Origin of the sequence: Acaryochloris sp. IP29b_bin.148, assembly GCF_028285565.1 — a bacterium.
Classification (GTDB): Bacteria; Cyanobacteriota; Cyanobacteriia; order Thermosynechococcales; family Thermosynechococcaceae; genus Acaryochloris.
Genome location: NZ_JANQOY010000014.1, coordinates 1 through 23,741 on the forward strand (window position 1 = coordinate 1; position 23,741 = coordinate 23,741).

Here is a 23,741-nt window from a genome sequence, read left to right on the forward strand (position 1 = left end):
GGTCAACGACAACCAAGTGATCGCTTTAGAAGACTTGAACGTAAAGGGAATGGTCAAGAATCGTCGTTTGTCTCGTGCTATCAGCGAAGCAGGTTGGTCGGAGTTTCGGGCGATGTGTGAGGCCAAGTCTCAACTGTACGACCGTGAGGTCAGTGTCATTAGTCGCTGGGAGCCAACTAGCCAATATTGCTCTGAGTGTGGCTACCAGTGGGGCAAGTTGGAGCTATCTGTTCGAGAGATTGTCTGCCTTAGTTGCGGGACGCTTCAAGACAGAGATGGCAATGCTGCCGCAAATATAAAACAGGTCGGGGTAGGGCATATCCACGACAAAAAATGGACAGGGAGTGGGTGTAAGACCGATGTATCGGCTGTCTGCGATGAGCTGTCAACTCATCAGGAAGAAGTGCAACTATGTCTTGCTCTCTAGACTGGAAATCCTCGTCTCTTCAGAGCGAGGAGGATGTCAAATCACCTCAAACGTGTCCAGAACGATGAATGGGCTAGATTCCCCCGATCAATTGACCGGGGGAATCTAGCCCAAAAACTTCAATCACTCGGTCAAAAGGTATGCAATAATTTGTTACATTCAAGATCTGAGCTGCAATAGCCGCAGTTCAAGCCCTTTGTTAGAGAAGAAATATGCGTGTTGCGATTGTAGGTGCGGGTTTGGCTGGGATGGCCACCGCTGTTGACTTAGTGGATGCGGGTCACGAGGTAGAACTATACGAAGCGCGGCCCTTTGTCGGTGGCAAAGTCAGTAGCTGGGTCGATGACCAGGGTAACCATATTGAAATGGGCCTACATGTTTTCTTCGGCAATTATCGTCGCTTATTTGCTCTGATGGCCAAGGTAGGAGCCTTAGATCATTTTTTACTGAAGGAGCATGTCCATACCTTTGTCAATCAGGGTGGGCGATTAGGAGCCTTAGATTTTCGGTTTCTCGTTGGGGCTCCCTTTAATGGGCTGAAAGCTTTTTTTACGACATCGCAGCTTTCTTTACGGGACAAGATTCAGAATGCGATCGCACTCGGGACCAGCCCCATTGTTCGGGGTCTAGTGGACTACGAAGGGGCCATGCGCAATATCCGCGCCTTAGATAACATCAGCTTTGCTGACTGGTTTCGCCGTCATGGCGGCAGCAATGGCAGCATCAAACGCATGTGGAACCCCATCGCCTATGCCCTAGGGTTTATCGATTGCGAGAATATTTCTGCCCGCTGCATGCTCACCATCTTCCAAATGTTTGCCGTCCGCCGGGAAAACTCCATGCTGCGGATGCTAGAAGGATCGCCCCAAGAGTATCTACATCAACCGATTATCAACTACTTAGAAGAGCGGGGCGCTAAATTTCACCTACGTCGACGCACCCTCGAAGTGTTGTACGACAACAAAGACGACGAAACTCATATTACCGGCCTCCGCGTTGCCAAAGAAGAAGGTGATGAAATCATTACTGCAGATGCCTATGTCTGTGCCTGTGATGTACCGGGAATTAAGCGGCTGATTCCAGAGGATTGGCGACATTGGTCTGAATTTGACAATATCTATAAACTTGATGCCGTGCCTGTAGCCACCGTACAGCTCCGCTTTGATGGCTGGGTAACAGAAATGAGCGACCCTCAAGCCCGCAAACAGGTGGAAAAAGCAACCGGATTGGATAACCTGCTTTATACCGCTGATGCTGACTTCTCTTGCTTTGCCGATCTAGCTCTGACGAGTCCTAGCGACTACTACAAAGAGGGGGAAGGGTCGCTGATGCAATTGGTGCTGACCCCTGGCGATCCCTTTATCAAAAAGAGCAACGAAGAAATTGCCCACCACGTTCTTAAGCAAGTCCAAGAGCTGTTCCCCTCAGCTCGGGACCTAAACATGACTTGGTACAGTGTGGTCAAACTTGCTCAGTCGCTCTATCGGGAAGCCCCAGGCATGGAGCCTTACCGCCCTCACCAGAAGACCCCGATTCCTAACTTTTTCCTAGCGGGCAGCTACACCAATCAAGACTATATCGATAGTATGGAAGGGGCCACGATTTCCGGCCACCAAGCCGCCCAAGCGATTTTAGAAAATGCGACTACGATTCAGCAACTGAGTGAGAAATATCCATGTCAGATTGGCTAGAACATAGTGAACAAGTTGAGGTCCCCGTCAGTATTCAAACAGCATGGGATCTCTGGTCTGATTTAGAGTTGATGCCCCAATGGATGAATTGGATTGATTCCGTTGAAGTTTTAAATGACAAGCCCGAGTTATCCCGGTGGACCCTGTCTGGAGGCGGTCTAACCTTTACTTGGTTATCTCGCATCCTTAAAGAAATTCCCAATCAAATTATTCAGTGGGAATCTGTGGATGGCTTACCCAACCGGGGGGCGATTCGTTTTTATGATCGCAAACAAGATACCAGTGTGGTCAAACTAACGGTGGCTTATAAAATTCCCGGCGTCGTAGGGGAGTTTATGGATAATCTGTTCCTGGGGAATGTGGTGGAATCTAATCTCAAAAGTGACTTACAGCGCTTTCGTGAGTATGCCATCCAGCATCAGTCGTAGATATCAACGATAGATCTACCCTCAACATGAGGGCTTCAGAGCCTGCATGCCTATATGACCAACCAGATAGATCACCCGGGTGATGACCAAGGTCGATACAGGCTGGGCTGAAAATCCAAAGCACTGATAGCAGACTCGTTCGACTCATCGTTGAAATTACATAGGCATTGAGAGTGGACTATGTCTGGTTAAAGACGAGTCCAGGATAGCCGTTGGGAACAATAAGGTTTGGATCGATGGGGCTTATTTTGAGCCATTATGCCTCATTGATCAGATTTCTCATGCATATCGACTTCCGCACCCACTCTTTCAATCCCCTCCATGTCCCATACACTTACTCAGTCAAAGGCAAACATCGATCGCAGATTCTGGCTGCAATGGATCTTATGCAATGGTCTTGCCTATGGAACAGGTGTGGGGGCACCCATTGTCTTAGCTGATCTACAATCCACTCAAAGTTACGTCAGCTATAGCATCATTGCCTTTCCATTGCTAGTTCTCTGGGCTGGGTTCCTACAATGGGTGGTGCTTCGTTCAACGTTTTCTATTAGATGGCGATGGGTATGGTTTAACGTCTTAGCAACGCTCCTACTCACTCCGTTCGTCGTCGCAATCGCTTCAATCTTGCCCCCTTCCCAGGCTCCCTTCGCTCTCACCATTTACCCACTCCTCTTCAGTGTCAACCAATGGCGTATTCTCCGACAGAGATTTCAGCCTGCATGGAGTTGGATTCCGGCAAGTTTTATGGCCTCATGTTTGGGAGGAGGTTTAGGCGTTGTCCTCGGATCCATTACTTATTTATGGCTTAGTACGACTTACGGTATCGCTGCTTTAGTAGGCGGTCTTACAGGGGGGCTCCTCTATGGCGGTTTAACAAGCGTCGGGTTACGGTATCTCACTCAGCAAAACTATATCCCGCCTCAAGTAGCGCACCAATCCGCTCAAGATACCCCGCCAGGCCACAGCAAATGGAAGGACACCCTTATTTCACTTCTGCCTCTTCTAGTGATTATGGGGGGGTGGTCTCGTATTCTTCCCCCCCTCTCTTCGGTAGATGCCCCCTCCACCTTCCAAGCCTTTATCTTTCTGGGAATTTTTTATATTTATCAATATTTCGCCGTTTTTATCCATGAACTGGGCCATTATTGTTTTGCCCGAGCCACGGGGGCGAAATTACATCGCTTCGCGGTTGGACGATTTATCCTGATGCGGACAGAGCAAGGGTTGAAGTTACGCCGATGTCGTCAGCAACTGGCAGGCGGTTTTGTCCAGACTATCCCTCAATCCCTGCATCGATTGGATCGGCATCTCTTTCTGATGATTATGGGTGGCCCTGCAGCCTCCTTTTTCTTGTTTTGTATCGGGGCTCTGCCTTTGCTATCCCCCAACTTAATCAGCAACTCACCGATTGTTTGGTGTCTTACCTTTATTTCTTCTCTCAGCCTACATATGGCGATTGTCAACACCATCCCCTTCAAGTTCGGCTACCTATCCACGGATGGCCGTCGGATGCTCGACTTAGCCCAAAAAGATGTGCCAGGTCAACGGTTTCTGGCGCTATATCAATTCAAAGCTTATCTGCACCAAGGCCTTCGCCCACGAGAGATCGATCCAGACTTCAAGAACCCGCTATTGGCGCTGCCCGAAAACTCCATGGAGCATATTGGGGGCCTAATGATTGCCTATTACCTAACCTTAGATCAAGGCAATCGCCAACAAGCCGGGGACTATCTCGATCAAGCCCTAAAAATCAATACCTACTATCCCGAGCTTTTTCGTGCCTCTTTATTGCTAGAAGGGGCTTACTTCGAAGCTCACTTCCGTCACCAACCTGACATCGCCCGCCAATGGCTGGATCAAATTCAAGAAAAAGTGCTGATTGATCCTTTAACTCTCTTGAGAACAGAAGCAGCTCTACTTTTGGCTGAAGGGGATACACACTCAGCACAGGCCAAAGTTCAAGAAGGTCTGGCAATGGTGCAAAAGGCTCAATTTTTACCTGGATTTACTCTCTTTGAACAAGAGCAACTCCAAGCTCTTATCCCGGATCTGCCAAACCCTGAAGGGATTGGAGAGGCTTAGAACAGCGTGAGTCATGATCAGGCAAGATATCAGCCTCTGAGCCATCATAAGCAGCTAGAATCCAGACTTTGAAATTCTTGTGGTGTGTGGGGTAGAGGTGAGCCATCTTCGTCTTGGAATTCTTGTATAGAGGTGCTGCGATGGCCGAATCCATCACACGTATCATCGCCCCTCACAGCGTGGCTAGCATGCCAATCTCCCACCGTGGTGTAACCTAACTCAAAAAAAGGATGATAGGGCAACCCATAAGTTTGTAAGTATTCATAGATATCTTGGGCCTGCCAGTTCAAAATCGGTAGAACTTTATAGCAATTGGCATGGATATAAATGCGATGAATGAGCTGGCGATGGTGAATATGCTCCTTGCGCACTCCTGCGAGCCATGCAGTCGCCTGTAGTTCTTGTAAAGCACGCTGCATCGGTTCAATTTTACGGATTTGGTCGTAGCAGTTGCAGGCATTGATATCGTTCACTTCCCACAGCTTGCCGTATAACGTCTCCATCCGAGCTGGACTAAGGGCAGACTGATATACCTTGAGATTTAGCCCTAAGCGTTCCGTCAGTTTCTCTGCAAATAGGTAGGTTTGAGCCGGGAAATATCCCGTATCAATCCAAATCACAGGAATACGGGGAACAACTTGTGTAACCAAATGCAGCATCACAGCGGCTTGAATGCCAAAGCTCGTACTCATCACCAAGCCATCCCCAAAGGTTTTAGCGGCCCAGACAACGATATCTTCTGTGGGAATGCTAACGTTACTGCGGCGGCCACCTCGATGCACTTCTCTAGAAGAGATCGAGAAATTGTAATCGTTATGCCCCTTTGGGTCTCCTAAGGTACCTTCTTTCAAACGACTCACAATATCATTGCTGCCTGGACCTTCCAGCCAGTTATAACTCCCTAAATCGTGAGAATGGGAAAATTGTGCAGATCCTTGCCAACCATGATCTGGATGCTCACCATTACTAATTTCCATGACAATTCTCTTTTTGATAGCTGTTGATGGTTTGGATCAGTGCGGATTTTTAACGGGCATTTGTTGAAGGAAGCGATACATTCAATCAATCGGTATCGCCTCACAACACCCGCTTCAAAAAGGAGTACACAACCGTCTGACTTGGATACAGAAATCCTGAGTCGAGCAGAACATTGCTACAGTCACACTGTGCAGAAGAAACTGAAGTCCACACTGGCGAGATATTATTCTGTGAGAGAGATACCCAGAGTCCCTCATAGAGCGATATTTGCACTCCATTCTCTGGATGCTTTAGATCACCCACCCAACATTTTTAGAAGCTAAGGAGAACAGCATTTTCAGGCCAGCTGAATCGGCAAAAGGCTCAAACATTTATCATCCATTTTTTTACTTTAAGCGGATGACAGTGGTTCAGATCGAGCTAAGGCCAAGGTATTTTGCATACCGTTCCCAAAGCGTTTGTGAAGCGTTTATAAAAGATTTTTAAGTCAAATTGAGTCCGCCATCGGAGATTAAAATCTCCCCTGTCAGGTAATGACTAGCAATCAACATTGAAGCAATCTGGGCAATTTCTTCGGGCTGTGCACCACGGCCCATCGGCGATCGCATTTCCCATAACTGCCGAGCCGCTGTCCAATGCTGACTCATGGGCGTTTCAACGAGACCGGGTGCGATCGCAACCACACGAATCACCGGGGCCAAGCTCACCGCCAACAACTTGGTCATATGAGTCAACGCCGCTTTGCTGGCAGAATATGGAATTGAGGCTCCCTTAGGGCGAATTCCCGCATGGGAGCTAATATTCACAATACAGCTGGGGCAATCTGAACTCGCCGCTTGCCGTAACGCCGTTTCAGCTTCCGTAATCAAGGTCCACGGCGCGATCACATTAACTTCGTAGAGATCTCGCCAGATTTGAGGGGTTGCGTCTCGCATCGCGGCGTGGGGAATGGTAGCGGTTATCCCTGCATTGTTGACTAATACATCTAGCCGACCATAATAGTCCACCACCTCGGCAATTAACTGCCGGGCCTGGTTTTGGTCCGATAAATCAGCCTGAAAATAAGCAGCCTCTGGATGGGCGGCGGCCAAGGCTTGTCCTGCGGTCACAGAAGATTGGGAATGAAAGGCGACGATAAAGCCGTCTTGGTTTAATTGAGTTGCGATCGCTTGGCCAATCCCCGACGTAGATCCGGTGACCAGGGCCACTCTTTTTTCACTGGGATATCCAACCATCGCTCCTTCTGCCCACATTGTCTCAGTCCAACGTCTACTCAACGACTGCCTTGCTGGGCGATATCAAACGCCGTCTAGCCGTCAAGGATTGTAGTCACCAACGGATTTCACCCCATGCAGCAACATCCAGTTCAAGCACTGATCAACTGAGTCGGTAGTGTTGCAACCGTGATAGCAGCCTTTTGGGGTTTCGATATCGCCCAACAGTGGAAACTGTAAATGATTTGGTCTTCAATACTCCCCAACAGCGGCATGTACCTCATAAAGGCTGAAATTTTGCCCGATACCGCTTCACCCGTCAACGCGGCAGCATGCTCTTGGGGCAGATAGTAGGTTTTATGGGTGCAATCGTAGTGAATAATATTCCCTGTGACCATGGCTCCCAGCCACTCCCGTATATAACGTTCCTGAAGCCCCACAGCCTCGGCAATCGTTTCACTCGTGGCCGGTGGAAGCTTGGCTAGCAAATCAAATAAGCCAGTACGATGACCAATCGAGATCATCAGTGTAATTGCACCTTCATTTAGGGTCTCTAGGAGTTGATGGGAGAAAGCTTCAGCTTTCATCTCATGGTTCGTTTGGTTCACTGGGGTGAGCGAGGTCATGGAGGTCTCCTAATCAATCAATTATTTAGACTGAAAATGTCACGTTGGAGCAGAGCGGCCTTCAAGGCAAGAGTATAAGAACTGCAGCCTATGCGGCCCCACCCAATCTTGGATTTTTAGCTAGGGAGGTGGTAAAAATACAAATTCCGTTCCAACTCCAATTGCACATCCTCTGAGGTCATGGTTTGCATCCGTCGGGTTGAGGTTGAGTATTCCTCAGTTTCCCCAGGGAGGAGGCTTGGAGGCGTTGTGGCTGTTTGGGGTGTCATGGTTGACAATCTTAATCTTTGTTATGGCCAGACGCTTAGATATCTGGACTAAATACAACTTATGAGGACCAGCGTTCCCAAAGCGTTCCTTTAACTTTTGTTAACAAGGAAGCATTCTATCCCTATGCCAGGACGAAAAATAGCGATATCAAACCCAAAAGCTTACAGAATCATTTTTTGACCTAAATTTACCTCTCCCAAACTAAATAGATTCATTACACAGATAAGTGAGGTCGTATCGCATCTGCAGCGGATGAGGTTGGGGCAGAGGCGTCAATGGTCTCCAGTGCACCGAGTAGCTTTAACGAGAAGCGTTGTGCTTCAGTCAACCCTTGGCCTCCCAAAATATTGGTGTTGTGATAGGGGCGTACCCCTCGCAAAATGGCGCGACAGTCCCCTGTTTGTCGCTCCCAGAGACGAATGGTTTCATCTTGGCTACCGCTGGCGAGCAACTGCCCATCCGCGCTAAAGGCCACAGACCAGGCTAAGTTGGTATGTCCTTCTAAGGTCTTGAGGCAAGCTCCTGTTTGTACATCCCACACCTTCACGGTTCGATCACTGCTGGCGCTAGCCAACCCATTCCCATCGGCACTAAAAGCCACAGACCAGACACGACTACTATGGCCTGTCAGCGTTTTCAGGCATTGTCCCGTCGTTAAGTTCCACAGCTTAATAGAGTGATCGCCACTGCCACTAGCCAGCATCTCACCCTGAGGGCTAAAGGCGATAGACCAGACCCAGTTGTCATGCCCCTTTAAGGTCTGCTGACAGCTACCTGTATAGGGATCCCAGAGTTTAATCGTGTTGTCATAACCGCCGCTAGCCAGAATAGAGGGTTGACTTGGGCTAAAGGCAGTTGCACAAACCCAATTCTGATGCCCTTTGAGCGTCTGTTGACATTGGCCTGTGTCCACATTCCAAACTTTCAGAGTGTGATCCTCACTACTGCTCGCCACAAGACGCCCTTCATGACTAAAAGCAACAGACCAAATGCGCCCTAGATGCCCCTTTAAGGTTCTCAGGCATTGCCCGGTTTCTAGCGCCCAGAGTTTAACCGTATGATCTTCACTACCGCTCGCCAGGAGAGGAGACTGAGGGTGAAAGGCGACGGCACAAACGGATTTGGTGTGCCCCGACAAGGTTTGGCGATAGGATAAATCCCCCAAATTCCAGAGCTTAATATGGTGGTCATCGTTGGCGCTGGCAAGCATACCGCTGGCCCCCTTGGAGTCTGGACTAAAGGCCACGGCCCAGACGCGATCAATATACCCTTGGAGTGTTTTGCGACACTGGCCATCGGGCTGCCAGAGTTTGACGGTATTATCACCACTACCGCTGGCTAGGTACTGACCATCAGGACTAAAAGCCACCGATCGCACCCAGTTCTGATGCTCTCGGAGCGTTTGCTGACAATTGCCGGTTGGGATATGCCATAGCTTAATCGTTTGGTCTTCGCTACCGCTGGCAAGGGTTTCTCCATCGGGGCTAAAGGCAATAGAGCGAACCCAGTTTTGGTGTCCTTCTAAGGTCTGCACACACTCTCCTGTATGCACATTCCATAGCTTGATCGTGCGATCGCTACTGCTACTCCCCAAGGTTCCATCCGGCGCAAAGGCCACATCCCAAACCCGCCCAGTATGGCCAGACAGACTCTGGAAACAGTCTCCCGTTTGCGTGTTCCAGAGTTTCACCGTTCGATCATCACTACCGCTAGCTAACCGTTGTCCATCCGGGCTAAAGACCACGGTCCGCACCCAGTCTGTATGACCGCTGAGGGTTTGGCAGGCATCGGTGCTGATATTCCAGAGATGAATGGTTTGATCTTCACTAGCACTCGCGAGCAGAGGCTCAGTGGGATGAAACGCCACAGACCAGACTTGTGCCTGATGAACTTGCAAGGTTTGCAAACATTGCCCCGTTTTTAAGTCCCAGAGTTTCACGGTGTGATCGCTACTGCCGCTCGCCACTTGGGTGCCATCAGGACTAAAAGCTAAGGACCAAATCCAGTCCGTATGCCCCGAACAGGTGAGTACACTCCGTCCGTCTGCCACATTCCAAATCCGAATTTCTCCTTTAGCATCGCCAATCGCTAACAGGGTACTATCAGCACTGAACGCCAAGGCTAACGGTAAACTAATCGTTTCCAGAAAAACGGCGTGAGACAGATCCGCCCCTTGCAGATTGCAGCCGTGAAGATTGACGCGACGCAAATCGGCTTGACGCAGGGCTAATCCTGAGAAGTCGTAGTTCTCAAGCGTCGGGCAGATCTGGCTCAGCAAATTGAGCAGGTTGCCTGCTGCATAACTCAAGCGTCGTGTTGCATCAGCCTGAATCCCCATCAATGCCTGATAGAGACAGGGCTCACTACTGGCGGAGCTACCACACTGGCCTGCCAGTCCCATGAGGACAGGCTGCAAAATTTCCCGAATCTGAATGTCACGGACGTAGTCACAGCCCTCAGCTTTGAGGAGCGCGTGCGTATCCAGCAAGGATGGCTGAGCGGCAACAACCGTGTGGTTATTCAACGCCAAAATATCGTCACAGACTTGGGTAATCAGTTGAGCGGTGACGTATTCCATGACGACGGGTTGTTGCGTGTAGGACCCCGCCCGCTTTTCAATCAACGATCGCCACATCAAGGACTTTAAGGCCTCTAAAAGCGCTGAGCGAGACATAACTGGCACAATATCTTGCACTAATTCTGGAATGGATGTCCATTCTCGATTGATCGCCAGCCAATACATCACCGTGCGCTCTAGGTCAGTACAGCGTTGAAACTGTTCTGCTAAGAGCTGATGGATGCCACTAAAACTGATGGCATCTGGAGTGTAAAAGGCAGCAATATCCCCATCAAATAGATCTTGAATCGAGGTTGCGACAATTTTGAGCGCTAAAGGATTATGACCGTAAAGCTGGCAGAGGGACTGTTGTTGTTGTTCAGTTCCCACCAAGCCCTTAGCCTGAACTAGCGCCATTGCTGCCTCGGGTGAACCACTAAGGAGCAGCGATCGCACCGGTAAATTCATCCCTTCTAGCGCTGACAACTCCTGGGTTTTCTCTCGGCTAGTCAAGACCAAGCAGCTTTGATGACTTGTTTCCCCCACCAGTCGCAATAGCTCACCGTAAAGCTCATAGCCAGGGTGGTACTGACCGGATTGCTGCTCCCCTTGCAAAATTGTTTCCAGATTGTCCAGAATCAGCAAACAGCGAGACTGGCGCAGCTCCTGCATTAATCCCCCTAAGGTCGGGTCTGCTTCCTGGTGACCCGCCACAATCGGTACAATCTCACTGAGCAATGTCGTTAAGCTCGGAGCATTCCGCAACGATCGCCAAACAATGCAGTCAAAGGCAGTAGCCATCATATCTGCAGACTGCGCTTTGTCAGCCAAGCCTTGAGCAAGCTTGACTGACAAAGCGGTTTTACCAATCCCTCCCATACCTAGCAAGCTCACAACACGACAGCGATCGCTGACAATCCACTGCTCTAATGTGGTCAATTCCTGGGTACGCCCATAGAAAAAACTGACATCTGGCGCATTGCCCCAATCGCATCTCAAGGGAGACTGGGCAACAGTAGTCGCCAACTCCGTCGCCTTGGCCTTCGGTAAATTCGTTGAACCGGATGCTAGCTCCTCCGCTGGAACTAAGGACTCTGGTTCGTCCAAAAGACGCTGATAGAGATCTTGAATCGATGGGCTGGGATCGAGCCCCAGTTCCTCTCTCAGCATAGTCATGCAGCGGTGGTACGCCTGAAGGGCCTGAGTGCGATCACCGCTCGCCGCATAGGATTCGATCAGGTGAGCAAACGCCGTCTCACTCAAGGGATCCAAACGCAACAGTTGCTGGGCATACCGAATGACCTTCGCATACTCTTGCTGCCCTTGTAGCGATCGCATCAGATCCATATGCGATCGCAAACAAAGCTGATGCAGGCGATCGCGTTCAGGTTCAATCCATTCGTCGTAGCAGTCCGGGAGTAACTTCCCCCGATATAAGCCGATCGCCGCTTCCATGACCTCCGATATCTCAGGAGAGGATTGCTCTAGCGCGTGAGTCTCCGCAGGCTGAACAGCTTGCTCAAAGGCGGTAATATCCGACCAAAAAGAGGTATCTGAGCGCCATTGCAAAGACTTAGCCTCAATAGTAATAAACTGTCCCACCTCAGGAAACACTTGACGTAAGGTGTGGAGACTACGCCGTAGATTAGTGCGAGCCTGTCCCTCACTGGAGTCAGGCCATAATAAAAAGGCAATCTGCTGACGAGGCTGCGGCGTCTGTCGATGCAAGACCAGATAGGCCAGCAAAGACTGTAATCGCTTCGAAATGGCATTTGCCATTGGCTCATCTTGATAGATGAGGTCAAAGCCACCTAGGAATCGGAGGTGTAGGGGATTTTCCACACGCCTTTACTTTCTTAAAAAGGAGCACCAGCTTCCGGCAGAAAGCATCCCGATTCTACCGCACAAGTTTTGGCGTAGAGTGCAGCAATGCAAACTTAAACACAGGGAGTGACGCCAAAAATGGCAGTGAGTCCGTTCAACGACCGATCATGCCGGAGCCAGCAATGGATGTGGGGCTAGACCTAAGGGCGGTTTAAAACGGCTCTGATATTAATTGGACAATCGTCAGAGTCCTTGAAACAAGGACGGAGTAACCCATATTCAATGCCTTCAGCCACAGCCTGATAAGACGCACCAATAATATTGGTCGAGACTCCTACCGTGGTCCACCGATCCTGGCCATCACTCGATTCCACCAATACCCGAGTTTTCGCAGACGTTCCGCGCTTACCATCCAAAATTCGCACCTTATAGTCTGTCAGCTGAAACTTAGCGATGGTCGGATAAACATCCACTAGGGCTTTCCGCAAGGCTGCATCCAGCGCCGAGACAGGTCCATTGCCTTCTGCCGCAGTCAGAATTTCTTGCATACCCACCACCACTTTCACCGTGGCCAAGGCAGTACTGCTAAAGCCGCCCTGCTGACGAGCCTCCAAAGACCCGCAATAACAATGCACATCAAACCCATGGAGTTCAAATAGGCTAGGGCGCTGATCGAGAGCTTGCCGCAATAGCAATTCAAAGCTGGCTTCTGCGGCTTCAAACTGATAGCCTTGATGCTCAAGCTGTTTCAGTTGTTGCAGCAGCTGACGACTGACAGGATTCTGCTTATCTAAATCAATCCCACAATGATTGGCCTTTTCGAGCACATTACTTAATCCAGACTGCTCAGAAATGACAATCCGTCGCTGATTGCCCACCCGATGGGGCTCAATATGTTCATAGGTCTGAGGATCGCGCTGGACTGCACTCACATGGATGCCCCCTTTATGGGCAAAGGCCGACAAGCCGACAAACGGGGCATGGTCGTCTGGCGCTAAGTTGACCAGTTCACTAATTAGGCGACTACTAGGCGTTAACTCTGCCAGTTTCTCCGGCTCAACACAGTGATAGCCCAACTTCAATTGCAGATTGGGAATCAGCGTACACAAATTGGCATTCCCACAGCGTTCGCCATAGCCATTAATAGTGCCCTGGACCATCTCAGCACCCTGTTGAACGGCTGCTAAGGCATTCGCAACAGCCGTTCCCGAGTCATTATGGGTATGAATCCCAATCCGGGCCGAACACTGAGGGTGATCCGCTATCATCTGGCGAACGGCTTGCAAGCTAGGGGTAATCTCATGGGGCAGGGTGCCCCCATTCGTATCGCAGAGGACAATCCATTCGGCTCCAGCCTGCAGAGCAGCTTGAATGGTGTCTAGGGCATAGCTTGAGTTGTGCCGATAGCCATCAAACCAATGCTCGGCATCATAAATAACCTGTCGCCCTTGTTGGCGAAGATAGCGGATGGAGTCAGCAATCATCGCCAAGTTTTCGCCGAGCGTGGTCTTCAATCCTGCCGTAACGTGAAAATCCCAAGATTTACCAAACAGTGTGACCCACCGTGTCGAGGCTGCTAAAATCGATCGCAACGTGGGATCATCTGCCGCTGACACACCAGGTCGACGGGTCGAACAAAAGGCGACTATCTCCGCTTGACGCAGCGGTACCGCCTGGAGTCGCTGAAAGAACTGCTCATCTTTGGGATTTGCGCCGGGCCATCCTCCTTCTATAAAGGAAAGTCCTAACTTATCGAGCTGGTGAGCAATCGTTAATTTATCGTCTACGGACAGAGAAATGCCTTCTCGTTGAGCCCCATCTCGTAGCGTCGTATCGTAAATCCTGATTGGAGCACGCTGTTCAGTAGTCATTGCAAAGGTACGCTAAAACTGCTCGTCTAAAGCTAAATCTCAGAGTCTTAGCGTAGCAGGGACAGGCAAAATATCACTGAAAGCAATCTTTATTTAGCTTTTGACAGGCTGTTCATAATCAGGGGCATAGGCTTGCAGCAAAGAGCTGACTTGGCCGAGTAAATCTTTTTGGTGATCCGATTCTAAAGCATGACGCTCTGGATAGAAGTCAGGCTGATCTACATTGCGAGAAATAGCGGTTTCAACTTGCTGAATAATCAAATCCAACAGCTCTTGTCTAGCCCGCTGACGCTGATAGTTCGCCCCTTCCTCCGTTGTGGCATAGAGTGGTGGCAAGCGGTTGAGGGCATAAGCAGCAATATCACCTAAATCCAAGGTATGATTGCTCGTTGCTTCAATCTGGGAGACACGAGTAATGGCTTCGGTCAGAACCAACTCTTCCATGACATTAATAAACTGCTTGCGAGGGACTGCCACCACTTGGCCCGTCAGCAAAGCTCCCATTAATCGATCCAGGGATTGATATTCTTCAACAGCAAGCTCTGACGCATTATCACAGATGCGGCCCACCTCTGCTTCCATGGTTGGCGTTAGGTAGCCGTTTCTCAGCGCCTGTTCAACAATTTCACCAATAGTCATCGCTGCAGTCATCTTTTATTGCAAGTTCAAGTCAAAGTCTTGGTTTTAGTTTGCCCAGTTTTCCCCACAAACACAAAACAATGTTGAAAGTTCAAGCAGGATTCTGGAAACAGATGGCCGAAAATCATTTCATTTTAGTCGATGGAAGATTCTAAGAGCAAGGAATTGAGTTGTTATGATTACCAAGGTGATCCGATCAACCAGACGCTGTGTTTTAATCCCAGGGCATGGATAAATTGGCATAAAACTACTCATATTATTGGCATGAAACTACTCATATTAGGGTGTGGCTATACCGGACAACGCTTAGCCCAACGGCTGCTCCAGGAGCAGATTGCCGTTCACGTTACCAATCGCCAGGGCAGTGTTCCCAATTTAACGGCCTTCCCCTTTCACCTTCCCCCTGATCACCCCCCTATACTCCCACCGGCAGCGGCTTATACAGACGTGACTCATGTACTGAGCACCATTCCTCCAGATCCCCAAGGCAATGATCCAGTGGCTCAGTGTTTATTGCCAACGCTGGGAACCTTGTCCTTGCAGTGGTTTGGGTATCTCTCCACCACTGGGGTTTATGGTGATACTCAAGGGAAATGGGTGGATGAAACCAGCCCTCTTCAGCCTCAGGCCGTGCGATCGCACAATCGAGTCCGAGCCGAATCAGCTTTTTTACAATCCACGCTACCCACTCACATTTTTCGGCTCCCCGGCATCTACGGTCCAGACCGCAATATTCTGGAGCGCCTCCGATCAGGAGCAGCACGTCACATTCTCAAGCCTGGCCATGTCTTTAGCCGTATTCATGTGGATGATATCGTCCAAACCCTCTGGCACTCCATGCAACATCCTCAGCCTGGATCCATCTATAACGTCGCTGATGATCTCCCCTCAGAACCCAGCACCTTAATTCTGAAAGGGGCGGAATTACTCGGTATCACACCCCCCGCCGCCATGCCCTACGACGCCACTCAACTCAGCCCTATGGCTCAATCCTTTTGGCAAGAATGTCGTCGAGTCAGCAACCTCAAAATTAAATCCGAGTTAGGCGTAAACTTGCTTTATCCGTCCTATCAAGAAGGATTACAGGCCATATGGGCCGCAGAAAGCCGTGGAAGCTGACATAATTTCCTTTGTATCAAATTCATCTACTGCTCAGGCGATCGTGCCATAGTTGAGTAAGCTTTTCTGCCTACTGCCAATGCCTGCCCCCTATCGCAAATACTTCTGGAATCGACTCACAAACTCCATCTTAGTCCGGTTTTTGCTGTTGTTTGGTGCAAGTTGGGCCACTCTTGAGGTTTTTGCCTACTTTCAAAGCATTCTCTTAATTTTCATCTTTGCCGCTATTCTGGCCTTTCTCCTCAACTATCCCACCCAATGGTTACGACGTTTTTTGCCCCATGAGGTAGCGGTCACCGTCGTTTTTTTGGTCGGTCTCCTATTGTTATTTGGGCTACTAATTACGATTTTGTTTGCGGTGCTGTCTCAAGGTCAAGACCTAGTTAACAGCATTACTGAGTTTTTAAACGCAATGGAAAAGTTCAGCCGTCAAATCGAATCCATGCTGGCAGAGCGAGATATTCAGATTGATTTTGGTGCGATTGAGGCCAAATTTCGAGATCAGGTGATCGATAGTATTGGCTCTAGCATCGGCATTATTCAAGGCATTTTGAGTAACCTTGTGGATCTGATTCTAATTGCAGTCGTGAGCTTTTTTATGCTGTTAGATGGGGGGCGCATTTGGAAATGGCTGCTCAGAGGATTGCCGAAAGCGTCTCGAGAACGCTTTACCTTAGCGGTGAAGCATAATTTTCTGGGCTTTTTCTGGGGACGATTTTTGCTCGCCTTATTTTTTGCGGTTTCGAGTTTTTTCGTCTTTCTGATGTTGGAGGTGCCAGTCCCCTTGATTTTGGCAATTGTCGCTGGAATTTTCGATATGATTCCAGGCATTGGAGCCACCATTGGTATTGGCTTAATTTCGTTAATTTTATTACCTCAAGGGCTACTGCACGCCATGCAGGTCTTGATTGCCTGTATTATTCTTCAACAAATTGAGGAGAATATCTTAATGCCCCGCGTCATGCAAAACTCTTTGCAGATGAACCCTGTGGTTTTGTTCTTTGCCCTATTAGTCGGCGCTAGGCTAGCTGGATTAGTCGGCATATTTCTCTCCATTCCCATCGCTGGGGTTTTGCTGAGTCTGATGGGACCTGACTCAGAGGACAAAGATCATGGAAAGGCCGTTGTAGAGGTGCCCTAGTTTTTCAGGTCGCTTTATACCGACTCAACCAGCTGGCGTTCCTGATCAGGGTCAGCTGTCTTCACAGCCAGATCGGCAATGATATCTGGGGGCACGTCTGCCGAGATTTGGTGTTCAAAGCGCACACCTAAAAAGAAATCATAGATAAATCCCAGAAAGCCTTGCCATTGAAAAATACCGATCCGTTGATGGCAGTTCTTGGCATCCAAAAGGGGCTTCACCGCATCATGGGCTGGCTCACATTTATACCAAGGAATCGACGGCCATAAATGATGAATCAGATGGTAGTTTTGGCCCAGAATAAGGATATTCAAGAGCGGATTGGCATACACTCTGGCATTACGCCACCGATTGCGCTCGTGAAACGGCCGATGAGGGAAATAATCGAAGAAAAAGCCCAGCGTTGTCCCCACAATTAAGGCCGGTACAAACCAAAAGTTGAGGACGTAGTGGATAAACCCAAACTGACAGGCACAAACAATCATCGTCACCAGGTAGACCCGGCTCAAGAACCATTCCAGCAGCTCCCACTTTCGCCATAGCTGGCGTCGAAAGAAAAAGACCTCATGGTAAAAGAAACGAGGTGCAATCAGCCATAGGGGGCCACCTGTGGAGACATAATGATCTGGATCGTTCTCGGGATCATTAACGGCAGCATGGTGTTGCAGATGGACTCGCGTAAAGACTGGAAAGGCAAACCCTAACATCAAGGCACTGCCATGACCTAAGGCTGCATTAGCGATTCGATTGCGATGGGCCACACCGTGACAAGCATCATGAATGACGGTACCGGCAAAATGAAGGGCTAAGGTATTGGCCACAAAGGAACACCAATCCGGTGTCGACAGAGCATAGTGGGCATACGTTGATCCCACCAAGAGGGTCAGCCCCGCGAGGAATAACAGCAATGTGGGGTTAAACGTCTCAGGAGGGCCGAGGAAATGATATGGAACCGTCTTGGGCTGCACATTGGCTGTCATGTATGGGCTATCCTTACTCCGTTGCGATAGTTCTCAGGTAGTATACGATACTTACAATAATTAATAAAGTTTTGTAACGGTTTCTGGGGTATTTTGGAACATTGCCCCCCAGGCCAGGTCTTACAGGAACATAATCAGTATTTACAACAACTGAATCAGCATGAGCCCTGCTATTGATTCAGGTTACCCACCTAATCAGGGTTAGACGCCAGTTTTCCTGGCTACCCATATTGATGGAATTATGAGGTGTACTCCTATGGCAACGTTGAGGGTTAATCAATCTGCTCTTCCGCAAGCACTTCGCCTTGTGGTCCAGTCTAGTTTAGGGGTTGCGATCGCACTCCTCAGTACAGCCCAAAGCCCCAGTCTGGCTCAAGACAGCCTAGAGGACGACTTTCCAGACGTTGAACCCAGCGAACGCATCGATCCCGATGATCCAGATGTGCGTGACAACCCCAATCCAGACGACCCTGCCGATATCTCATCCAGTACCCGCTTCTTCTGCCAGTACACAGGGGGGCAATATACCGTGATGTATAACCCCAAAAGCCGCCCTAACGAAGCCTTTCCCTGGGCTGTCCCTGCCGAGATGGGAGGAGGCTGGACGCCCGAACTTCGCTGCCAAGAAATCGCCCGTCGATTAGAAGAATACCGTCCTGACGGCCTGTTAGAACTGCAAACAGGTACCGAAAATGGCTACAACACCGTTTGTGCCACCTCTGAAGCGGATTCAAATTGCCGCATTGTCTTCACAGTTCCACGGGGTCAAGATCCCACCACCACCCGCAATGCCGTTTTTGATAATCTGACTGTTGCCAATAGTGGCGAAATGACCCAAGGGGTCAATACATTTGTGGGTAACGACCGCAACACCCCTCTGAATATTGGCAATGGCCGTCAAGACTCCCTGGGACAGATCGTCAACTTAGGCAAGACCCTCTTTGGCAAGCGCAGCCGCTCCCTCAGCCGGACACCCTTGCGAGCAGGCATGAACCTTAGACCGCATTTAGACCCAGCGGATGGCGGCACCGGCAAAGCTCTCAGAAAAGGCGTGTCGATCACAAAGCAGCACAACAGAAGTCGAAGCAAAGGATTAAAACTGCAACCCGATCAGTTTCGTTAATCCCCAACCGTCGGCCTCATCCCTAAGTCAGCGTCGACTTGCCCGCCTTCTCACCGTTCCAAGGATTTCAGAACGGTGAAGGGATCGTGAGCCAGTTAACCAACCACAGCGGATGGTCAGCAATCCCGGTATGCTAAAAGCCTTGGCACAATGGTCAGGGCTTTTTTCTATTTCACTTACTTTTCTATTGCGCTGAAAGATAGGGATGTGCCAGGGGCACTCACGGCCCACATCTCCTCCTGCATATGCCTGTCAAGCCCCAACCTTTTGCTATAACACCTGTCCCTCTGGAAACATCATGACTGTTGCCACCCCCCCCAACTGGGATAGAGCTAGCGTCATTACCTGGCTCACTGATAATGTTCCACCTGCCCGCGTGAAACATATCTTGCGGGTCGAAACCCTGTCTCAGGACTTAGCCCAGCAGCATCAGCTCAATGAGGCGCAAGCTGCCCAGGCAGGATTGATGCATGATCTGGCAAAATATTTCCCCCCCAAACGTCTACTCCAAACGGCCCGACAGCACCAGTTACCGATTGATCCGATTGATGAAGCCAATCCTCACTTACTCCATGCCCAAATCAGCGCTATCGTTGCCCAGGAAGAGTTTAAGATCACGGATCCAGAACTACTGGCCGCGATTCGTAACCATACGTTGGGACAACCTCAGATGAGTTTATTGAGTTGTGTGGTATTTTTAGCGGATAGCTTAGAACCTGGACGTGGCAATCATCCTCAATTGCAGGCTGTGCGCGAGATCAGCCGACAAAACTTGTACCATGCCGTTGCCTTAGTCTGTGATCTGACCATGCAGCATCTCCTCAAAACCCAACGACTGATCCATCCCCGCATGGTATTGACTCGGAATTGGGCCTGGCTGCAAATCCAATCTTAGAAGCATATGACGCAGGTGTTCAGCAATCTTGACATCCAATTCAGTTTAGCTAGGCTAAGGTGTAAGGAATAGCTCTATTATTTCTCTGACTTTGATTTCTCATCCCTCTGGTCAATCCGCCCTAAATATTTCCGAATTGTCTGAGAGTCAAGGCATCGCTCAAGCGTTGGCATTATGTCTGGCTGAGGCTGCAGACGATCGAAAAGGTGGCAATATCCTCGTTCTGCAAGTGGCAGATGTGTCCTATATTGCTGACTATTTTGTGATCGTTACCGGTTTCTCTCGCACCCAAGTGAGAGCGATTACGGAGTCTATGGAACGGTCCGTTGAAGACACTTATAACAGACTCCCCCTACGCCAAGAAGGCAAAGCAGAGGGAACCTGGGTCCTGCTAGATTACGGGGATGTGATTGCCCATATCATGATGCCCGATCAGCGAGAATACTACGATCTCGAAGCCTTTTGGGGCCATGCAGAACGCCTGCCCTTAGACAGGACGCCAGCCGAGGATTAAAACGTTATCTTCACATAGGCCACCCAAAAAAGTTGACAACGCTGACTAAAATTTTTGATAATTAGGGTTTGGCATACTGTTTGTTTAGCTCGGATCAGGTTCATGCCTAAAAACTAGATGGTCTGTTCAGTCAATCATCCAGTACCTGTACGGCTTATTGAGGCTTAATTTAGAATGACTTTTGCAATTGTAGAAACGGGTGGAAAGCAGTTAAAGGTTGAACCCGGCCGATTTTATGACGTTGATCGTCTGCCGAATGATGCTGAGACTCAACTGTCTCTAGACCAAGTGCTTTTGGTACATGACGGTAAAGAAGCAACCGTGGGTCAACCCTTTGTTAAGGGCGCAACGGTCGAAGTAACGGTAATGCAACATCGTCGCGATCGCAAGATCCTGGTCTACAAAATGCAGCCGAAGAAAAAGACGCGGAAGAAGCGCGGCCACCGTCAAGCCCTGACTCGCCTGATGGTAGATGCCATCCATCTTGATGGCAAGGCCATGGGCGGAACCACCAAGAAAAAAACCACCAAAAAAGCGAAACCCAAAGCAGAGGGCGAGGTGGTAGCTGTAGAGGCTGAAGTGGTAGCTGATTCTTAAAATCGCTCCAGTCCCAGCGTCCCCCAAAACATCCCTGCAATCATTACTTACACGAGGAACAACATGGCTCACAAGAAAGGAACAGGTAGTACCCGCAATGGCCGCGATTCTAATGCCCAGCGGTTAGGCGTCAAGCGCTATGGTGGCGAAGTAGTCAAGGCCGGTAACATTCTGATCCGCCAGCGCGGCACCAAAGTTCACCCTGGGAACAATGTCGGTCGCGGCAGCGATGATACCTTATTTGCCACGATTGATGGCATTGTTACCTTTGAACGCAAAGGGAAGTCACGCAAGAAGGTGAGTGTCTATCCTGCTTAGGGATCATTCGATTCACACTCAATACTCTGATGATTCTGGCTAGTTGTTTTGGTCTAAAACAACTAGCCTTTGCATTTGGGTTCAATGTCCAGGAAAATGCTTCCCCAGATCTTCTACCCCTCTGATCGCAAGGGCCAGGCGACTTAATGTTAGAAATGCCCTTCTGCAACACTTGTTAGTGCATTCGCACTTTGAGCAATGACTGATTCATTCCCTGATCTGGCTCAATCTAGTCCCCCTATCATCACCCTTCTCAGCGATTTTGGACTAGAGGATGTGTATGTCAGCGTCATGAAAGGCGTAATCACCTGCATTTACCCAGCTGCCCGTCTCATCGATTTAACCCATCAAATTCCGCCTCAGAACATCGAGATTGGCAGTTTCCAACTGGGCAATGCTTATCCCCACTTCCCTCCAGGCACAATTCACGTTGCTGTCGTTGACCCTGGCGTGGGGAGTCCCCGACGAGCAGTGGCCATTCAAACCCCTTCAGGCATCCTCATCGGTCCCGATAATGGCTTATTCAGTCATGTTTTGATGCAGGAGAGTGCGATCGCAGCCGTTGAACTCACCCATCGTCAGTATTGGTACACCGAAGAACCTAGTCACACCTTTCACGGTCGAGATATTTTTGCGCCAGTTGCAGCCCATATCGCGAGCGGTATCTCTTTCCCAGAATTGGGTCCACCCTTAGAACTCAACTCGCTCAATCGCTTAGTTTCCTGCACCACTTGGCATCCTAATCACAGCGGCGGCACAGGCATCATTCAAGCGATCGATCATTTTGGCAACCTAATTACCAATATCCCTGCCAGTCAGACGCAACATCGCTCCTGGTCTTTGCACATCGGTCAGTCCTTCATTCCCAGTACAACCTCCTACGCCACTTCAGAAGTTGATCCTAAGGTAAAAGCCTTGGCTGGTAGCCATGGTTGGCTTGAAATTGCGCTTCCCAATGGTAATGCTCAACACTTCCTAAGCAGCAATGTAGGCGATTTAGTAACGCTTAAACTGCATCATTAGAGTTTCCCCCTCAAGATCTTGGTCAACCATCGCTACAATAGGCTAGTAAACCAGACCACCGTTATGCAAATCTGGTAGATATTGGATTAGTCAGGAGTTGAGCATGTTTGCATTCTTAGAAGCAACCCCAGACATCTATCAAGGCCACTTTGGCGAATTTACGATTAGCAAAACAGACCGCATTGAAGTGGTTATTTATCGGGGAGCTATGTTGGTTGCAGCCCTTACCTTTACGATTGGAGCGATTGTCTTTTTGTCCTTAGGGCCTCTCCCCATAACCCTATCTTGCCTAACTGGACTCTTCTTCTGCTTCTCTATCGCCCTTGGCGTCAGTCTGGCAACCATCCATATTTATCTGCGTCCTCTACACCTTACACTGCAAATTTCGTGGCTCATTGGCTCTGTTGTGGCTATATATATTGCCTTAACACAATCAGACCCTTTACTCGTGGCAATTTATCGCCACTCTTCCAATCTCTTTGGTGTAGGCTGGCTTTTTGTGGCGTTAACCGGGGTTTTCTTCAAAGAAGCCTTTTGCTTTAATCATGGCGAGACCAAGCTGCTAACAGGCATTGTCCCCTTTTTACTCTTAGGGCATTGGCTCAATTGGCTGCCTGTCACAGGCGAAAAAATACTACTCGTCGCTTGGGTCGTCCTGTTCTTAATCTTCGCCCTCAGGAAAACGCTCAAACCCATTCCACCAGACATTGGTGACAAAAGTGTCTTTACTTACCTGCGTCAGCAGCGCCTACACTCAAGCTCACCTGTCAGCACCGATTGATAATATCAATGCAGCCCTTCACAACTTTGCGCCCTGATGTGAATCTTGCATCAAAACTATAAAGATTGATTGACAGATCCTAAAGAAACCTGGACAATCTATACCCATCGCCTAAATATAGCGGGTGGCGAGCATTGCTATATCTCTACTACCTTGCTTTGAATCTGCAAAAGTTGCAAATTCAACGTAGTCTTGATACAAGTAAATTGCTCTTTTTTATTTATCCCACTGTGAGGAGTTAAGAAACAATGAAAATCAAACTAACTGCTTTAGCCGTTCTGTTAGGGTTTGCAACCCTCCTAGGTGCTTGCCAAGACAGTGCAAGTGACACCCCTGCTGAATCTCCTGCCGAATCTCCCGCTGAAGCTCCTGCCGAGTCTCCTGCTAATTAGTAGGTACGCTTGCCCTTTGCTGTTACCTACCCAACACCTGCTTAATTCTTGACGGCAAGCGTGTGTAGTCAGCAACTCAATTCAAGCGGCTTGGTTTCTGAAGGTGCTCAATAATCTCAGTTTCTGACAGCTTACAGATCAAACTTGATATTGGATCGCCCCATTCTTCAAGCTTTCCATCATCAGTTACTAGTCTGTAAGCTGTTTGGTCGTGTTGGCCTAAGGTAAATCTAGCTGGATACGTCCATCAT

The 23,741-nt window shown here is 49.3% G+C and carries 22 protein-coding genes; 14 read left to right on the forward strand and 8 right to left on the reverse strand.

The annotated features are described in order from the left end of the window. The 4 genes from Q0986_RS01410 to Q0986_RS01425 form a co-directional block, all read left to right on the forward strand. On the forward strand, nt 1-427 hold a 427-nt coding region (locus Q0986_RS01410), incomplete at its 5' end, for a zinc ribbon domain-containing protein (protein WP_299402626.1). Between the two features lie 212 nt (nt 428-639). Then, a complete protein-coding gene (gene zds, locus Q0986_RS01415; RefSeq protein WP_299402628.1) occupies nt 640-2,118 on the forward strand; it encodes a 9,9'-di-cis-zeta-carotene desaturase in 1,479 nt (492 codons plus the stop codon). After that, nucleotides 2,103-2,546 (forward strand): SRPBCC family protein, encoded by a 444-nt coding sequence (locus Q0986_RS01420; RefSeq protein WP_299402630.1) that lies wholly within the window; start codon nt 2,103-2,105, stop codon nt 2,544-2,546. The genes zds and Q0986_RS01420 overlap by 16 nt, the downstream gene beginning before the upstream one ends. A gap of 321 nt (nt 2,547-2,867) precedes the next feature. Beyond that, nucleotides 2,868-4,628 (forward strand): site-2 protease family protein, encoded by a 1,761-nt coding sequence (locus Q0986_RS01425; RefSeq protein ID WP_299402632.1) that lies wholly within the window; start codon nt 2,868-2,870, stop codon nt 4,626-4,628. Nucleotides 4,629-4,672: 44 nt separating this feature from the next. Here Q0986_RS01425 and Q0986_RS01430 read toward each other — a convergent pair whose 3' ends face one another. From Q0986_RS01430 to Q0986_RS01460, 7 genes are all read right to left on the reverse strand, one after another. Further along, nucleotides 4,673-5,605, reverse strand: coding sequence for a phosphoadenylyl-sulfate reductase (locus Q0986_RS01430; protein WP_366918488.1), 933 nt, complete (start codon nt 5,603-5,605; stop codon nt 4,673-4,675). A gap of 483 nt (nt 5,606-6,088) precedes the next feature. After that, on the reverse strand, nt 6,089-6,841 hold the full coding sequence (locus Q0986_RS01435) for an SDR family oxidoreductase (RefSeq protein WP_299402634.1): 753 nt from the start codon (nt 6,839-6,841) through the stop codon (nt 6,089-6,091). Nucleotides 6,842-6,972: 131 nt separating this feature from the next. After that, nucleotides 6,973-7,446, reverse strand: coding sequence for a hypothetical protein (locus tag Q0986_RS01440; protein ID WP_299402636.1), 474 nt, complete (start codon nt 7,444-7,446; stop codon nt 6,973-6,975). Nucleotides 7,447-7,562: 116 nt separating this feature from the next. Beyond that, nucleotides 7,563-7,715 carry a hypothetical protein gene (locus Q0986_RS01445; protein WP_299402638.1) on the reverse strand — a complete coding sequence of 51 codons (153 nt, stop codon included), beginning with the start codon at nt 7,713-7,715 and terminating at the stop codon, nt 7,563-7,565. A 215-nt stretch (nt 7,716-7,930) separates the two neighbouring features. Continuing rightward, nucleotides 7,931-12,115, reverse strand: a complete 4,185-nt coding sequence (locus Q0986_RS01450; RefSeq protein ID WP_299402640.1) for a BTAD domain-containing putative transcriptional regulator — start codon at nt 12,113-12,115, stop codon at nt 7,931-7,933. Between the two features lie 182 nt (nt 12,116-12,297). After that, nucleotides 12,298-13,968, reverse strand: coding sequence for a citramalate synthase (gene cimA, locus Q0986_RS01455; RefSeq protein WP_299402642.1), 1,671 nt, complete (start codon nt 13,966-13,968; stop codon nt 12,298-12,300). Nucleotides 13,969-14,061: 93 nt separating this feature from the next. Further along, nucleotides 14,062-14,607, reverse strand: coding sequence for a late competence development ComFB family protein (locus Q0986_RS01460; RefSeq protein WP_299402698.1), 546 nt, complete (start codon nt 14,605-14,607; stop codon nt 14,062-14,064). A 264-nt stretch (nt 14,608-14,871) separates the two neighbouring features. Between Q0986_RS01460 and Q0986_RS01465 the strand changes: the two genes are divergently transcribed. Both Q0986_RS01465 and Q0986_RS01470 read left to right on the forward strand, forming a co-directional pair. Next, complete coding sequence (locus Q0986_RS01465) at nt 14,872-15,726, forward strand: SDR family oxidoreductase (RefSeq protein ID WP_366918489.1); 855 nt, start codon at nt 14,872-14,874, stop codon at nt 15,724-15,726. A gap of 79 nt (nt 15,727-15,805) precedes the next feature. Further along, nucleotides 15,806-16,867 (forward strand): AI-2E family transporter, encoded by a 1,062-nt coding sequence (locus Q0986_RS01470; protein ID WP_299402646.1) that lies wholly within the window; start codon nt 15,806-15,808, stop codon nt 16,865-16,867. Between the two features lie 14 nt (nt 16,868-16,881). On the opposite strand, the gene crtR is transcribed toward Q0986_RS01470, so the two are convergent. Then, nucleotides 16,882-17,847 (reverse strand): beta-carotene hydroxylase, encoded by a 966-nt coding sequence (crtR, locus tag Q0986_RS01475; RefSeq protein WP_299402648.1) that lies wholly within the window; start codon nt 17,845-17,847, stop codon nt 16,882-16,884. A 256-nt stretch (nt 17,848-18,103) separates the two neighbouring features. Here crtR and Q0986_RS01480 point away from each other — a divergent pair, with 256 nt between their 5' ends. The 8 genes from Q0986_RS01480 (at nt 18,104) to Q0986_RS01515 (ending at nt 23,490) form a co-directional block, all read left to right on the forward strand. Next, the gene (locus Q0986_RS01480) at nt 18,104-18,970 is read left to right on the forward strand and encodes a COP23 domain-containing protein (RefSeq protein WP_299402649.1); all 867 of its coding nucleotides are present in this window, start codon (nt 18,104-18,106) and stop codon (nt 18,968-18,970) included. Nucleotides 18,971-19,268: 298 nt separating this feature from the next. Then, nucleotides 19,269-19,865: a bis(5'-nucleosyl)-tetraphosphatase (symmetrical) YqeK gene (gene yqeK / locus Q0986_RS01485; protein WP_299402651.1), complete on the forward strand. Its 597-nt coding sequence runs from the start codon at nt 19,269-19,271 to the stop codon at nt 19,863-19,865. Between the two features lie 136 nt (nt 19,866-20,001). Then, the gene (gene rsfS, locus Q0986_RS01490; protein ID WP_299402654.1) at nt 20,002-20,379 is read left to right on the forward strand and encodes a ribosome silencing factor; all 378 of its coding nucleotides are present in this window, start codon (nt 20,002-20,004) and stop codon (nt 20,377-20,379) included. Between the two features lie 174 nt (nt 20,380-20,553). Beyond that, nucleotides 20,554-20,976 (forward strand): 50S ribosomal protein L21, encoded by a 423-nt coding sequence (rplU, locus tag Q0986_RS01495; protein ID WP_299402656.1) that lies wholly within the window; start codon nt 20,554-20,556, stop codon nt 20,974-20,976. 63 nt (nt 20,977-21,039) lie between these two features. Then, the gene (rpmA, locus tag Q0986_RS01500) at nt 21,040-21,294 is read left to right on the forward strand and encodes a 50S ribosomal protein L27 (protein ID WP_299402658.1); all 255 of its coding nucleotides are present in this window, start codon (nt 21,040-21,042) and stop codon (nt 21,292-21,294) included. Between the two features lie 198 nt (nt 21,295-21,492). Beyond that, nucleotides 21,493-22,317 carry an SAM-dependent chlorinase/fluorinase gene (locus Q0986_RS01505; protein WP_299402661.1) on the forward strand — a complete coding sequence of 275 codons (825 nt, stop codon included), beginning with the start codon at nt 21,493-21,495 and terminating at the stop codon, nt 22,315-22,317. Nucleotides 22,318-22,420: 103 nt separating this feature from the next. Then, a complete protein-coding gene (locus tag Q0986_RS01510) occupies nt 22,421-23,098 on the forward strand; it encodes a DUF2301 domain-containing membrane protein (protein WP_299402663.1) in 678 nt (225 codons plus the stop codon). 248 nt (nt 23,099-23,346) lie between these two features. Then, nucleotides 23,347-23,490: a hypothetical protein gene (locus tag Q0986_RS01515; protein WP_299402665.1), complete on the forward strand. Its 144-nt coding sequence runs from the start codon at nt 23,347-23,349 to the stop codon at nt 23,488-23,490. Nucleotides 23,491-23,741: the final 251 nt, after the last annotated feature.